Source organism: Aeromonas sp. OTU364, from assembly GCF_038440395.1.
Lineage (GTDB): Bacteria > Pseudomonadota > Gammaproteobacteria > Enterobacterales > Aeromonadaceae > Aeromonas.
The window spans coordinates 1-12,501 of record NZ_JASATR010000031.1; the positions used below are offsets into that span (position 1 = coordinate 1).

15 protein-coding genes are annotated in these 12,501 nt (G+C 61.7%); 4 read left to right on the plus strand and 11 right to left on the minus strand.

Annotation, left to right across the window (positions count from 1 at the left end; genetic code table 11):
- Positions 1-57: 57 nt before the first annotated feature.
- From flgH to AAHB08_RS20560, 9 genes are all read right to left on the minus strand, one after another.
- On the minus strand, positions 58-729 hold the full coding sequence (gene flgH / locus AAHB08_RS20520; RefSeq protein WP_139434917.1) for a flagellar basal body L-ring protein FlgH: 672 nt from the start codon (positions 727-729) through the stop codon (positions 58-60).
- Between the two features lie 16 nt (positions 730-745).
- On the minus strand, positions 746-1,534 hold the full coding sequence (gene flgG, locus AAHB08_RS20525; RefSeq protein ID WP_010675290.1) for a flagellar basal-body rod protein FlgG: 789 nt from the start codon (positions 1,532-1,534) through the stop codon (positions 746-748).
- A 14-nt stretch (positions 1,535-1,548) separates the two neighbouring features.
- On the minus strand, positions 1,549-2,295 hold the full coding sequence (flgF, locus tag AAHB08_RS20530; protein WP_139434871.1) for a flagellar basal-body rod protein FlgF: 747 nt from the start codon (positions 2,293-2,295) through the stop codon (positions 1,549-1,551).
- A 146-nt stretch (positions 2,296-2,441) separates the two neighbouring features.
- On the minus strand, positions 2,442-3,800 hold the full coding sequence (flgE, locus tag AAHB08_RS20535) for a flagellar hook protein FlgE (RefSeq protein ID WP_139434869.1): 1,359 nt from the start codon (positions 3,798-3,800) through the stop codon (positions 2,442-2,444).
- 10 nt (positions 3,801-3,810) lie between these two features.
- Positions 3,811-4,548 (minus strand): flagellar hook assembly protein FlgD, encoded by a 738-nt coding sequence (locus AAHB08_RS20540; RefSeq protein WP_202046131.1) that lies wholly within the window; start codon positions 4,546-4,548, stop codon positions 3,811-3,813.
- Positions 4,549-4,653: 105 nt separating this feature from the next.
- Positions 4,654-5,073, minus strand: a complete 420-nt coding sequence (flgC, locus tag AAHB08_RS20545; RefSeq protein ID WP_005329775.1) for a flagellar basal body rod protein FlgC — start codon at positions 5,071-5,073, stop codon at positions 4,654-4,656.
- Positions 5,073-5,471: a flagellar basal body rod protein FlgB gene (gene flgB / locus AAHB08_RS20550; protein WP_005329774.1), complete on the minus strand. Its 399-nt coding sequence runs from the start codon at positions 5,469-5,471 to the stop codon at positions 5,073-5,075. The genes flgC and flgB overlap by 1 nt, the downstream gene beginning before the upstream one ends.
- Positions 5,472-5,533: 62 nt before the next feature.
- Positions 5,534-6,358, minus strand: coding sequence for a CheR family methyltransferase (locus tag AAHB08_RS20555; RefSeq protein ID WP_005329773.1), 825 nt, complete (start codon positions 6,356-6,358; stop codon positions 5,534-5,536).
- Positions 6,359-6,375: 17 nt separating this feature from the next.
- The gene (locus AAHB08_RS20560) at positions 6,376-7,287 is read right to left on the minus strand and encodes a chemotaxis protein CheV (protein WP_025327540.1); all 912 of its coding nucleotides are present in this window, start codon (positions 7,285-7,287) and stop codon (positions 6,376-6,378) included.
- 236 nt (positions 7,288-7,523) lie between these two features.
- Here AAHB08_RS20560 and flgA point away from each other — a divergent pair, with 236 nt between their 5' ends.
- The 3 genes from flgA (at position 7,524) to AAHB08_RS20575 (ending at position 8,957) form a co-directional block, all read left to right on the plus strand.
- Positions 7,524-8,129 (plus strand): flagellar basal body P-ring formation chaperone FlgA, encoded by a 606-nt coding sequence (flgA, locus tag AAHB08_RS20565; RefSeq protein ID WP_326490124.1) that lies wholly within the window; start codon positions 7,524-7,526, stop codon positions 8,127-8,129.
- A 94-nt stretch (positions 8,130-8,223) separates the two neighbouring features.
- Positions 8,224-8,544: a flagellar biosynthesis anti-sigma factor FlgM gene (gene flgM, locus AAHB08_RS20570; RefSeq protein WP_342059940.1), complete on the plus strand. Its 321-nt coding sequence runs from the start codon at positions 8,224-8,226 to the stop codon at positions 8,542-8,544.
- Positions 8,541-8,957, plus strand: a complete 417-nt coding sequence (locus AAHB08_RS20575) for a flagella synthesis protein FlgN (RefSeq protein ID WP_342059941.1) — start codon at positions 8,541-8,543, stop codon at positions 8,955-8,957. Before flgM ends, AAHB08_RS20575 begins: the two co-directional genes overlap by 4 nt.
- A gap of 33 nt (positions 8,958-8,990) precedes the next feature.
- Here AAHB08_RS20575 and yfcE read toward each other — a convergent pair whose 3' ends face one another.
- Together yfcE and AAHB08_RS20585 are read right to left on the minus strand one after the other, a co-directional pair.
- A complete protein-coding gene (yfcE, locus tag AAHB08_RS20580; RefSeq protein WP_265436683.1) occupies positions 8,991-9,545 on the minus strand; it encodes a phosphodiesterase in 555 nt (184 codons plus the stop codon).
- A 10-nt stretch (positions 9,546-9,555) separates the two neighbouring features.
- Complete coding sequence (locus AAHB08_RS20585) at positions 9,556-11,193, minus strand: peptide ABC transporter substrate-binding protein (protein ID WP_139434861.1); 1,638 nt, start codon at positions 11,191-11,193, stop codon at positions 9,556-9,558.
- Positions 11,194-11,494: 301 nt separating this feature from the next.
- Here AAHB08_RS20585 and AAHB08_RS20590 point away from each other — a divergent pair, with 301 nt between their 5' ends.
- Complete coding sequence (locus AAHB08_RS20590; protein ID WP_342059942.1) at positions 11,495-12,418, plus strand: DMT family transporter; 924 nt, start codon at positions 11,495-11,497, stop codon at positions 12,416-12,418.
- Positions 12,419-12,501 lie beyond the last annotated feature (83 nt).

Here is a 12,501-nt window from a genome sequence, read left to right on the forward strand (position 1 = left end):
ACCCAAAAAAACCCCCCCCCCCCCCGGGCCCCCCCCCCCCCCCCCGGGGCCCGAGTATTAAATGGGCCACCAGGGGCCATTGAAGAAGCTGGTCAGCCACCCCTGTTCCTGGGTGTTGGCCAGATCGCCGGTGCCGCCGTAATGGATGCGCGCATTGGCGACCCGCTGGGACGAGACGCTGTTCTCCGAACTCACGTCCTCCGGGCGCACCAGGCCGGTGATGCGAATGTATTCGTTGCCGTTGTTGAGCATGATCCACTTCTCGCCGCGCACCAGCAGGTTGCCGTTCGGCAATACCTTGACCACGCTGACCGAGATGTTGCCCTGCAGGCTGTTGCTCTGATCCGCCTTGGCCTGGCCCTTGAACGCACTGCTCTGGCCGATGGAGGCCGACAAGTCATAGGGGCTCGCCGTCACCGGCACCCCGCCCAGGGTGACGGGCTCCAGCTCCATCTTGTTGTCCTTGCCGCTCTGGGTATTGGCCTTCTTCGACGCCGAGGTCGACTCCGCCAGCTCTATGGTGATGATGTCACCCACTCGATGGGCCTTGATGTCCGAGTAGATGCCGTTGACCTGCTCGGGCTGGAAGATGGCCCCGGTCGGGCGCACCGACACCGGCTCCGACTCGCCATACACGGGGGCAAATTCGGGGTCGTCGGGTCTGGCGGTATTGGGGGTGCTGGTACAGCCTGCCAGTGTCAGCAGGCCCAGCATCCATAGGGCTTTCATCATGGATCTCCTTTCATCAGGTCCGCTGGGTCAGGAAGGACATCATGGAGTCTACTGCCGAGATGACCTTGGAGTTCATCTCGTAGACCCGCTGGGCCTGGATCAGGTTCACCAGCTCCTCGGTCACGTTGACGTTGGAGGTCTCCAGCATGCCCTGCTTGATCACCCCCAGTCCGTCCGCACCTGCCGTCCCCTGGATGGGGGCGCCACTCGACTGGGTCTCGAGGAACAAGTTCTCCCCCATGGGTTGCAGGCCGGTCGGATTGACGAAGTCGGTGGTGTTGATCTGGCCCACCACCTGGGACTGGCCATCCCCCTTGAGCTGGACGGAGACCTGGCCATCCTCCCCCACGGTCACGCTCTGGGCGTTCTCGGGGATCTGGATCTCCGGCTGCAGCGGGTAGCCGTTGCCCGGGGTGACTATGGTGCCCTCGTCATTGAGGGTGAACTGGCCGTTGCGGGTGTAGGCCGCGCTGCCGTCCGGCAGCTGGATCTCGAAGTAGCCGCGGCCGCTTATCATCAAGTCCAGGGAGTTGTCCGTGGTCTGGACGTTGCCCTGGCTGTGGTTTTTCTGGGTGGCGACCACCTTGGCCCCCGCCCCCAGCATCAGGCCGGAGGGCAGCTCGGTATCCGCCGAGGAGCGGCCACCTGGCTGGTTGATGTTCTGATAGAGCAGATCCTCGAAGATGGCGCGGGCCTTCTTGTAGCCTACGGTGCTGGCGTTCGCCAGGTTGTTCGAGGTGACCGAAATGTTGGTCTGCTGGGCATCGAGGCCGGTCTTGCTGATCCAGAGTGCAGGATTCATTTAATGCTCCTTGATTAGCTGATACGCAGCAGCTGGGTTTGGGCCTCGTCATTCTCCTCGGCGGTCTTCATGATCTTGACCTGAGTTTCGAACTGACGTTGCAAACGAATAAGGTTGGTCATCTCGTCGACCACGTTGACGTTGCTCCCCTCGAGGGAGCCAGCCAGCAGGCCGACCTCGGCAGAGGCGGCTTCCTTCTGGCCATCCTTGCGGCGAAACAGGCCATCCTGCCCCTTCTCCACCGCATCGCTGGGAGGGTTGACCAGCTTGATGCGCTGGAAATCCTCCGGCAGGTTGGCGGCGGCCCCCTCGGGACGGCCGCTGATGGTGCCATCCCGGTTGATCTCGATCTTCTCCATGGGCAGGGGCAGCACTATGGGCTGGCCTGCGTCATCCACCACGTTGAGCCCGGTGGAGGTCTGCAGATTGCCGGTGGCATTGAGCTGCAGGTTGCCCATGCGGGTATAGGCCTCTGCCCCATTGGGATCCTGCACCGCAATCCAGCCCGGGCCGTCGACGGCGACGTCAAGATCCCGTCCCGTGGTCTGCAGCAGACCGTGCTGCAGGTTCTGACCCGGCCGCTCCGTCATGGCGAACACCCGGGACGGCAGCCCTTCGCCAAACGCCTGCATGCTGCGCGCCTGCTCGAAGTCAGACTTGAAGCCGATGGTGTTGGCGTTGGCCAGGTTGTTGCCACGCACAGCCAGACTGTTCATGTTCTCCTTGGCCCCGGACATGGCGATATAAAGCAGGTGATCCATGGGATCCTCCGTCAAACAGATGACTCTCGCAGGACAACTGCAAATTGAGTGCCAAGAGATATGGGAAGGGTGAAACAGCGGAGGAAAAAGCGCCGCATCGGAAACGACAAGGGGCGCATGAGCGCCCCTTGTCACCGCGAAAAGACTTAGCGGATCTGCAGTATGTTCTGCTGCAGTGAGCTGTTCACTTCCAGGGAGCGGGAGTTCGCCTGGAAGTTGCGCTGGGCGGTGATGAGGTCCACCAGCTCTGTGGTCAAGTCCACGTTGGACTGCTCCAGGGCCGACGACTTGATGGAGCCGAAGGTACCGGAGTTCGGGGTGCCCGGCAGGGCATCACCGGAGAGCAGGGACTGGCGCCAGGAGGTGTCCCCCACCTGGGTCAGCCCCTGGGAGTTGGCGAACTTGGCCATGGCCACCATGGCCACCTTGACGGTGGTGGCGTTGCTGTAGGTCGCCGAGACTATGCCGTCCGCCCCGATCTCGACCTTGGTCAGCCGGCCGACGGTGGAGCCATCCTGGGTCAATTTGTTGACCTCGAACGGCGAGGCGTACTGGGTCACGGTGCCGAGCTTGAGCTCGATCTCCTGGGTGCCATCGGCGCCATTGGTGATGATACCGGCGCCCGGAGTGCCCAGCGGCTCGGTCTTGATGATGGCCGGCGTGGTGGGGGTCTGCATCTTGCCGGAGGCATCGAAGGTGACGCGGGCGCTCAGGGGGGCCTGGCTGACACCTGTGGCCATGGTAGTGGCAGTACCGCCCACGACGTCGATGGGCTTGTCCCCTTCATACATGTACATGCGCCAGGCCGTCGGGCTCGCAGGCTGGGTCAGGTTCGCGGGATCCGCCTCCTTGACGAAGTACTGGGTGATGGTGTGCGGCTCCCCCAGGGAGTCGTAGACCACCACAGAGGTGGAAGAGGAGTAGGTGCTCGAATCCTTGGGATCGAACTTGGAGGCATCGGCGGCGCCATTGCCCGCCGCCAGCGGCGAGGCGGTGGACGGCAGGTTGAAGCTGGCCTCTATCTTGGAGGTCTGGACCGGCTCGCCGGCCCTGTCCGGGATCTGGATGGGCTTGGTGGCGTTGATGCTCACCGCCTTGGGGGTGCCGTCGGCGTTGATCTCGTACCCCTGCAGGTAACCGCCGGAGTTGCTGACCATGTAGCTGCTTTCGTTGAGCTTGAAGGCGCCGGAGCGGGTGTAGCTGCGATCCAGGTTGGTCAGGCCATCGGAAGTCACGAAGAAACCGTTGCCCTGGATGGCGAGATCCAGCGCGTTGTTGGTGAATTGCAGCGCCCCCTGGTGGAACTGCTGCGCCACCGCCCCCGTCGCCACCCCGTTGCCGACCTGGGTCTTGGCGTTGACGAAGATGGAGTTGGCGTAGACGTCGGCGAACTCGGCGCGGGACTCCTTGAAGCCGGTGGTGTTGACGTTGGCAATGTTGTTCGCGGTGACGTTCAGGTCTTTTTGAGCCGCATTGATGCCGCTGAGGGCATTGTTGAATGACATGTCTTTCTCCTTAGATCACTGCGTTAGGGGTCGAGGTCGGCGTCGTGATCGACTTGCCGGTCGTCCCGCCAATTTCCAATACATCGGTCAGATAGATGCCGCCCAGTCCCTTGAGCTTGAGGGTGCTGGGGTTGGTGCTGGTACCCAGCGTGACGCTCTCCACCTTGGCATAGGTCAGTGCCGGCACGCTCTCGGACTTGCCATTGACAGTGGCGTGCGCCTCTATCGAATACTTCCCGCTCTTGGCGGCATTGCCCGACTTGTCCAGGCCATCCCACTCGAAGGCCACGTTCCCCTTCTGATCCCCTTCGATGGAGAACTCCTTGATCACCTGACCGCTTTCGTCCTTCACCGTCACCTTGACGTTGCTGCCACCGTCCCCGGTGGCGATGACGCCGGAGAGGGTGCTCCCCTTCTCCAGATAACCAGTGTTGGAGGGAATGAGCACGTTCTGGCCCACCAGGGCCGAGGCCTGCAGCGCCTGGCTGGAAGTCATCAGGCTGTTGAGGCTCTCCATCTGGGTGGAGAGGCTGCTGATCCCCTGGGACGTCGACATCGAGGTCATCTGGGAGAGCATCTGGGCGTTGTCCACCGGCTTGAACGGATCCTGGTAGGAGAGCTGCATGGTCAGCAGCTTCAGGAAGGACTCCTGATCCAGCTCCTTCTTCTGGGTCGTGGTGTTGGTGGTATTGGTCTGGGCGGACGACGTCCGGTTGACCCCCAGCAGGCTGTCATAGGTATCTGCCACTTAGGATTCCCCCTCTGTCCGGGTTTGCCGGGCGCCGTACGGGTCGAACCCATGGTCGCGGCCATGCAGGCCGTCACTGATCACTGTCATCCGGGTTCACCTCTATCAGGACTTGCCGAGGCCGAGCGTCTGCTGCAGCATCTTCTTCGCCGCATCCGCCACCTGGACGTTGGTCTGGTAACTGCGCGACGCCGCTATCATGTCCGCCATCTCCTCCACCATGTTGACGTTGGGCTTGAAGATGAAGCCATCCTTGTCCGCCATGGGGTGGTTCGGGTTGTACTCCTTGAGCAGCGGCGCATCGCTCTCGACTATGCCCTTCACATCCACCCCCACCGAGGCCTGCTTGTCCGACATGGCCTGATCCAGCTGGGCGGCAAAGACTGGCCGCCTGGCATGGTAAGTTTTTTCCACGCTGGAGCTGACGCTGTCGGCGTTGGCCATGTTGCTGGCCACCGTATTGAGACGGACGGACTGCGCGCTCATGGCAGAGCCTGCAATGTCAAAGACCTTGAACAAACTCATTACTGATCTCCTTTCAACGCCTTGAGCAGGCCGCTTATCTTGCCATTCATGAATTCGAGGGAGGCCTGGTACTCGAGGCTGTTGCGCAGGAACTCGCTGCGCTCCTGCTGCACATCCACCGTATTGCCGTCACCTGTATCCGGTTGCAGGGGGTTGCGATACTGGGTCGACCCGGGGGCATCCATCTGCAAAGCGAAATGCTTCTCGCTGGTGGTGGACAGCCCGAACCCTTGCTGGCTCTGGGCATCCTGCAACGCCTGGGAGAAGTTGATGTCACGGGCCTTGAAGCCCGGCGTATCCGCGTTGGCGATGTTGCTCGATAGCACCTCCGCACGCTTGGCGCGAACGCTCAGCGTGTACTGGTGAACACCGAATGCCTTGTCGAATGAAATTGCCATAGCGCACCTCCTGCTTCACGAATGTTTAGCAAGAGGTGTGCCAAAGAGGGACGAGGGGGGAGTTATTTGACCTTGTAGACGATGCCGGGGTTGCAGCGGATCATCTCGAACTTGTCGGTGAGGCCCGCCAGGGACTCCGAGGCCCCCAGCATCAGATAGCCGCCAGGATTGAGGCTGCTGGCAAACTGGTTGAGGATCTTGGACTTCACCTCTGGCGCAAAGTAGATGAGCACGTTGCGACAGAAGATGATGTCAAACTTGCCGAGCAGGCTGTAGCTCTCCAGCAGGTTCAGGGGCCGGAAGCTGGTCAATTTTCTGACACGCTCCGATACCCGCATCTTGTTGTCGCCGCAGGGCTCAAAGAACAGCCGCTTGCGCTCGGGTGACAGGCCGCGAGCCAGTGCCAGGCTGTCGTAGACCCCCTCCTTGCACTGGTTGAGCATGGTGCTGGAGATGTCGGTCCCCACTATCTGCACCCCGCCCGGCAAGGTGCCGGGGCGTTTGACCTGCTGCTCCAGCGCCGTCATGGCGATGGAGTAAGGCTCCTGCCCGGAGGAGGAGGCCGCAGACCAGATCTTGATGGGACGACCACTCTTGCCGAGCTCGGGGAAGATCTTGTCACTCAGCAGCTGGAACGGGTAGGTATCGCGAAACCACAGGGTTTCATTGGTGGTCATGGCATCGACCACGGCCATCTTGAGCTCCCGCTCGCGCACGTTCATCGCCCGGGTCACCAGTTCAGACAGACTCTCGATACCAAACTGAGTCATCAAGGGCGACAGACGGCTCTTGACCAGATACTGTTTGTTGTCACCCAGCACTATGCCGCTCTGCTGCGCCAGAAAATTGCTGAATTGCCTGTATAAGTCGTCCGAAAGTGTCTTCATGCAGTTGTTCTTCTTTATTAGAGGGCGCCTTGTACGGCCTTGGCCAACTCATCAGGCTGGAATTTGGCAATGAAGTTGTTCGCACCAACTTTCTGCACCATGGCCTGATTGAACACCCCACTGAGGGATGTGTGCAGGATAACATGCAAATCCTTGAGGTTGGGATTGTTGCGGATCTCGGCGGTGAAGGTGTAGCCATCCATCTCCGGCATCTCGATGTCGGAGATGACCAGGGCAATCTGATCGAGGATGGGGCCCTGCTTGGCCATCTCCAGCAACATGTTGAGGGCCTCCCGTCCATCCTTGGCCAGCACGCACTGCACCCCGATGGCCTCCAGCGCCCGCTGTACCTGCTTGCGCGCCACCGAAGAGTCGTCGGCGACCAGCACGGGACGGCCGTGGGGGTTGCGCTCCACGCTGGCTTCCACCAGCTCGGCACTCACCTCGGTGGAGACCGGCGAGATCTCGTTGAGAATGCGCTCCACGTCCAGGATCTCCACCAGCTCGCCATCCACCTCGGTCACCGCCGTCATGTAGTTGATGCGACCGGCGCCCTTGGGGGGCGGCAGGATGGACTCCCAGTTCATGTTGATGATGCGCTCGACCGAATGGACCAGGAACCCCTGAACGGATCTGTTGTACTCGGAGATGATGATGAAGCACTTGGAGATGTCCTGGATGGGGCGCTTGCCCATCGCCATGCTGAGATCGATCACCGAGATGGTCTGACCACGAATGTGCGCCACACCGCGAATGCAGGAGTTGAGCTTGGGCATGACGGTCAAGGGAGGGCACTGCAGCACCTCACGTACCTTGAATACGTTGATGCCAAATCTTTGACGTCCGTTGAGACGAAACAGCAGCAGCTCCAACCGGTTTTGTCCCACCAGCTGGGTCCGTTGGTTGACCGAGTCCAGAATACTCGCCATAAACACTCCCTAAAAAACGCTTGGCACTGATCGTGCATGTTGTATGTGCATGCACATTGGCTTGCATCAGACTATCGATGTCTCGACAACCGAAATCTGCAGCAAGCATAGTTAACTGCGATGGTGTACGTGAACAACTTATCGACCGGTAAGCAAAAATGATTAATAGACTTTTCCTCATCTTACTGCCGTTTTGCAGCCTCTCTCACGCCATGGCATCCGAGGTGACCGACTATCTGCAGGAGCAGGCACAGACATTCGTCCTCGACCAGCTGGATGTCCCCCTCGACGCCCAGGCCGAGGTGACCGCCGGTACCATAGATGAGCGCCTCCCCCTGAACCACTGCGAAGAGGGGCTGACTATCTCCCTCCCGGCCAAGATGGAGATCCGCCGCAACACCACCGTCTACCTCAAGTGCGAGGGAGACAAACCCTGGGATCTCTACCTCCCGGTGCGGGTCAGCATCCAGAAACCCTATGTCACCGTCGCGGTCCCCGTGGCCAAGGGGGACATACTGAGCGAATCCATGCTGACCCTGGCCTACCAGGATCAGACCCTGATCCGCGGTGACTATCTCACCGACCCGGCCTCCCTCATCGGGGTGCGCAGCAAGCGTGAACTCAAACCGGGCCAGCCAATCAGGCTCACCCAGGTCTGCGTGGTCTGCAAGGGGGACCAGGTCACCCTGAGTGCGGAAAACAGCAGCATGCAGATCAAAACCATGGCCCGAGCCTTGCAAGATGGCAGCTTCGGAGACATGATCAGGCTCGTCAACATTCGTTCGGGCAGAGCGGTGCAGGGCCAGGTGAGTGCCGTCGGCTCTGTGGTGGTCACATTCTGACTGTTTTATTAATGCAGCAATTTTTTTCTAAAGTTCTGACCGCCGTCACCGATAAACAGGTAAGCGAACAGCAAAGCAGACGAAGGTAAACCGTATGGCTATCAACAATATCAACAACTTGGCAAACAGCCGGTTGCAAAACAGTGGGACCAGTCAGGGTGTAGCCACCAAGTCCGCGACCTCTGCCGAGAACAATCGTGCGGCGACCGTCAAGACCGACTCTGTCTCCTTGACCAGTGAGGCGCAGCAATTGCAACAGATGCAGAAGACCCTCAACACCGCCTCCACCGGTAACGAGAGCCGCGTCGAAAGCCTGAAGAAGGCCGTGGCCAGTGGGGAATACAAGGTCAACAGCGAAGCCGTGGCCAGGAAGATGTTCAGCTTCGAAGCGGATCTGGACAAACGGCTGGGATGATGGAACTGCCTTCGCTGCTGCACGCCCAGGACGACAACCTCTCCCAGATGCAAGGTTTGCTGGCAGAGGAGTTTGACCTGCTCAAGGCACACCGGGCCCTGGCCTTGCCGGCGCTGGCCGAACGCAAGCAGCAACTGCTTGAGGCCATCGAGACCCTAGACAAGACATTGGCCGAGCTGCCCGATCTGCAGCAACAACTCGGCGCCTTCCCGGACCAGGTGCAGGCCCTGCAAGCCAAGCTGGAAGCCTGTCAGGAGCAGAACAACCTCAACGGTCGGCTGCTCGAGCTCAGCATCATCTCCAATCGCCGCCTGGCGAGCTTTCTCAGCAAGTTGCGAGACAGCAACTCCTTGACCTATGACGCCAAGGGCAATACCCGCTCCGGCACCCGCTCCCTGGGTATCAAGGCCTAATCCTCTCTCCTTCCTTCTCTTGATGCCAGGCCGTCAGAGCACCAGTTCCATCAGCCTTGCCCCGTCGTGGCAGGCATGAATGCTCATGACGCCATCTTCATACCGGCCATAGCTGGCCGCCCATTCTCCCCTCGGAAAACAGATGGATCCCGGGTTCACCAGCACCAGTTCCCCTTCTTGCCGCGCTTCTCGTCGTAATACGGGCAGGTGGGTATGGCCGCTGATGAAGAGGCTGCCCGCCGGCAAGGGCACCGCCTCGGGATCATAGAGATGACCATGGCTGACGAACCAGCGCCGCCCGTCCACCAGCAACTGGTTGTAGGGGGCCGTGATGGGGAAGTGCAGCAGCATCTGATCCACCTCGGAATCGCAGTTGCCCCGCACCGCCATGATCCGGGGGGCCAGCTGGTTGAGCCGCGCCGCCACGGCGGCAGGCTCATAACCCGCCGGCACCGGATTTCGCGGGCCGTGGTTGAGCAGATCCCCCAGCAACAGATAGTGATCCGGCTGCCAGGGGGCAAGCTGCGCCAGCACCTGCTCCAGAGCAGGCAGGCTGCCGTGCAGATCGGAAATGATGGCTATCTTCATCGCACACTCCTCATGGCTGGCTGAAGTAGAGATCCTTGGTGGCGATGGCCCCCTTCAGGTTGCTGCTCGGCAGGCCGCGCAGGGCGGGGTCCACCAGCCTCATCTGGTTGTAGTGATAGACGGGGATGACGGGCATCTCCTCCATCAGCAGTTGCTCGGCCTTGCGGTAGAGCCCGGTTCGGGCGGCACCATCCAGAGAGTCAGCGGCCTGTTGCAACAGGCCGTCGAAGGCCGGGTTGCAGTAGCCGCTCTCGTTCTGGGGATCCTGACAGCGGAAACTGCCCAGCATGGACGAGGGCTCGACATAGTCACCAAACAAGAAGGAGCGGGCCAGCATGAAGTCGCCGCTGTCCTTGGCCACCTGATAAGCATTCCACTCCATGTTGTTGAGGGTGACCTCCACCCCCAGCGGCTTCCACATGGCCGCGACCGCCAGGGCCAGCTTCTTGTGATTCTCCGAGGTGTTGTAGGTCAGCGTCAGCTTGAGGGGGTGGGCGCTGTTGTAGCCCGCCTCCGTCAGCAGGGCAGCGGCCCTGGCCAGACGGGTCGGCATGTCCTCCAGGGCCAGCGCCGAACCCAGCTCTTCGTAATCCGGCATGCCGGGCAGCAGGGACCAGGCCGGCCGCTCCCCCTGACCGCTCACCTTCTCGGTCAGCAGGCGGCGATCCATGGCCATGGAGAGCGCCTGACGCACCCGCACATCCTGCAGTTCGGGACGGCGCAGGTTGAAGGTATAGAGGTAGGTCCCCAGCAGCGGCAGGCCCCAGATCCGCTCCGGGGTCTCTTCCATGGTCTTCTGGTAGTACTCCAGCGCCACCTTGTTGGTGAGCTGGATCTCTCCCGCCTCGTAGCGCAGCCGCTCCGCGTGCTGGGAAGCCAGGGGCAGATAGGTCACCCGCTGGATCCGGGTGTGGGCATCATCCCAGTACTGGGGGTTGCGCTCGGCTTCGATGCGCTCGTTCGGCACCCAGTTCACCAGCCGGTAGGGGCCGTTGCTGACCAGCTTGCCAGGCTGGGTCCACTGCTTGCCAAACTGGGTGATGGCCCGCTCGTTGACCGGCACGAAGGGGCGCTGGCTGATGAGCTGCAGGAAGTAGGGCACGGGCCGCTCCAGGGTCACCTTGAGGATCTGATCGCTCTCGGCCTCCACCCCCAGGGCATCGAGATCGAGGGCACCGGCATAGATGGACTGAGCATTGTTGATGCCGGTCGCCAGCAAGAGACCGGCGGAGGGCGAGGCCTGCGCCGGGCTCAGCAGACGCCGCCAGGCGTAGACGAAATCCCGGGCGGTGAGTGGCTCGCCGTTGGACCACTTGAGCTGCGGGCGCAGGAAGAAGCGCCACACCAGGCCATCCTCGCGCGTCTCCCAGCGCTGGGCCTGGGCCGGCACTATCCTGCCCTGCCCATCCTCGCTGACCAGCCCCTCGAACAAGTCCACCAGCACCACCTCCCCCGGGAAACCGGAGCGGATCTGGGCAGGGTCGAGGGACTCGGGTTCGGCGCCGTTGCCCTTGACCAGGGTCTGTCTGTCAGAGAGCGCAGGCTGCTGCACCACTGTGGTCGCCTGCAACGGCGGCGCCAGCATCAGTCCGAGCAGCATGGGAGAGAGCCAGCGACGGGCTGGCCGGGCGGCGAAACGGTAAAGCATGAGATCAACCTCGTTCAATTCACTTTATTTCAAGAAGGGGGAAGGCCGGCGGCGCGCCTTAAAACGAATGCATGATGCCGCGCTTGTTATCCCCGAAGACGCCCCGTATTGTATCGGGCTTGCCCGGCAGATGGAGTCTTTCGGGCTATTTTTTTCAGGGGATTTTTCCCAACTGTCAGCCACGGGTGTGCAAGACCGCCTGACGGCCCCCTCGACTCGCCTCGCATGAAGGTCAGTCAGGCCGCCATGGCGCTCGATGCAGGCATCAGCCCGGCTGATTTCTACCGGTTCAGGGGTCTTTATGGGGTATGAGTGGCTGGCGCTGGCTGCCGCCAGTTTATGGGCCGTCGCAGCCCTGATTTCCGTCAAACCGGCACGCCATCTGGGGGCCTTTGCCTACAGCCGCTGGCGGATGTTTCTGGTCAGCCTGATGCTGGCCAGCGTCAGCCTGGTCACGGGGGGCTGGCAGACCCTCACCGAGAGCGCCCTGCCACTGCTGGCGTTGTCGGGGCTCATCGGCATCTTCATCGGTGACACCGCACTATTTGCCTGCATGAACCGGCTGGGGCCCAGGCGCAGCGGCTTGTTGTTCTCCTGCCACGCGCTCTTCTCCGCCCTGCTCGGGCTCTGGCTGTTTGGCGAACAACTCGGTGGCTGGCGTCTGATGGGGGCCTTGCTGGTACTGGCCGGGGTCATGCTCGCCATCCTGTTCGGCCGCCGTGGCAACCCGCAGCAGGCGCAACAGCACAACGAGTGGGAACAGGTGCGCGGCCACCTCGCCGTCGGCATCGCGCTCGGCCTGACCGCGGCCCTGTGTCAGAGCCTGGGAGCCATCATCGCCAAGCCGGTGATGATGGCTGGCAACGTGGACGCGGTGAGCGCCTCCGGCATCCGCATGGGGAGCGCCCTGCTGGCGCACTGTGCCCTGCGGGTGCTGAGGGTGCCCCTGGCCATGCCGCACAACCCCATCAATCGCCAGGTGCTTGGCATGATAGGCATCAACGGCTTCCTGGCGATGGCCCTGGGGATGACGCTCATCCTGGTGGCTCTGCGCCAGGGGGACGTGGGCATGGTGGCCATCCTCTCCTCCACCACCCCGGTCATACTGCTGCCCCTGCTGTGGTGGCACTCGGGGGTGCGCCCTGCCCTGCCCGCTTGGGCCGGCGCCCTGCTGGCCACCCTGGGCACGGCCTTGGTACTGGGAGCGGGGTCAGTCGGGGGTTGATGCTGGGCTTCGCTCAGCGCCAACCTGCGCCCAATCATCGAGCTCATCCGAATACGCTTCGCTATTCGAACCTACAAAATGCA

Excerpts from the sequence above, each read along its gene's own strand:
- flgG (WP_010675290.1), bottom strand. The coding sequence starts at position 1,534 with ATGAATCCTGCACTCTGGATCAGCAAGACCGGCCTCGATGCCCAGCAG.
- flgF (WP_139434871.1), bottom strand. The coding sequence starts at position 2,295 with ATGGATCACCTGCTTTATATCGCCATGTCCGGGGCCAAGGAGAACATG.
- AAHB08_RS20555 (WP_005329773.1), bottom strand. The coding sequence starts at position 6,358 with ATGAAGACACTTTCGGACGACTTATACAGGCAATTCAGCAATTTTCTG.
- flgE (WP_139434869.1), bottom strand. The coding sequence starts at position 3,800 with ATGTCATTCAACAATGCCCTCAGCGGCATCAATGCGGCTCAAAAAGAC.
- AAHB08_RS20560 (WP_025327540.1), bottom strand. The coding sequence starts at position 7,287 with ATGGCGAGTATTCTGGACTCGGTCAACCAACGGACCCAGCTGGTGGGA.
- yfcE (WP_265436683.1), bottom strand. The coding sequence starts at position 9,545 with ATGAAGATAGCCATCATTTCCGATCTGCACGGCAGCCTGCCTGCTCTG.
- AAHB08_RS20575 (WP_342059941.1), top strand. The coding sequence starts at position 8,541 with ATGATGGAACTGCCTTCGCTGCTGCACGCCCAGGACGACAACCTCTCC.
- flgM (WP_342059940.1), top strand. The coding sequence starts at position 8,224 with ATGGCTATCAACAATATCAACAACTTGGCAAACAGCCGGTTGCAAAAC.
- AAHB08_RS20585 (WP_139434861.1), bottom strand. The coding sequence starts at position 11,193 with ATGCTTTACCGTTTCGCCGCCCGGCCAGCCCGTCGCTGGCTCTCTCCC.
- flgH (WP_139434917.1), bottom strand. The coding sequence starts at position 729 with ATGAAAGCCCTATGGATGCTGGGCCTGCTGACACTGGCAGGCTGTACC.
- flgC (WP_005329775.1), bottom strand. The coding sequence starts at position 5,073 with ATGAGTTTGTTCAAGGTCTTTGACATTGCAGGCTCTGCCATGAGCGCG.
- flgB (WP_005329774.1), bottom strand. The coding sequence starts at position 5,471 with ATGGCAATTTCATTCGACAAGGCATTCGGTGTTCACCAGTACACGCTG.
- AAHB08_RS20590 (WP_342059942.1), top strand. The coding sequence starts at position 11,495 with ATGGGGTATGAGTGGCTGGCGCTGGCTGCCGCCAGTTTATGGGCCGTC.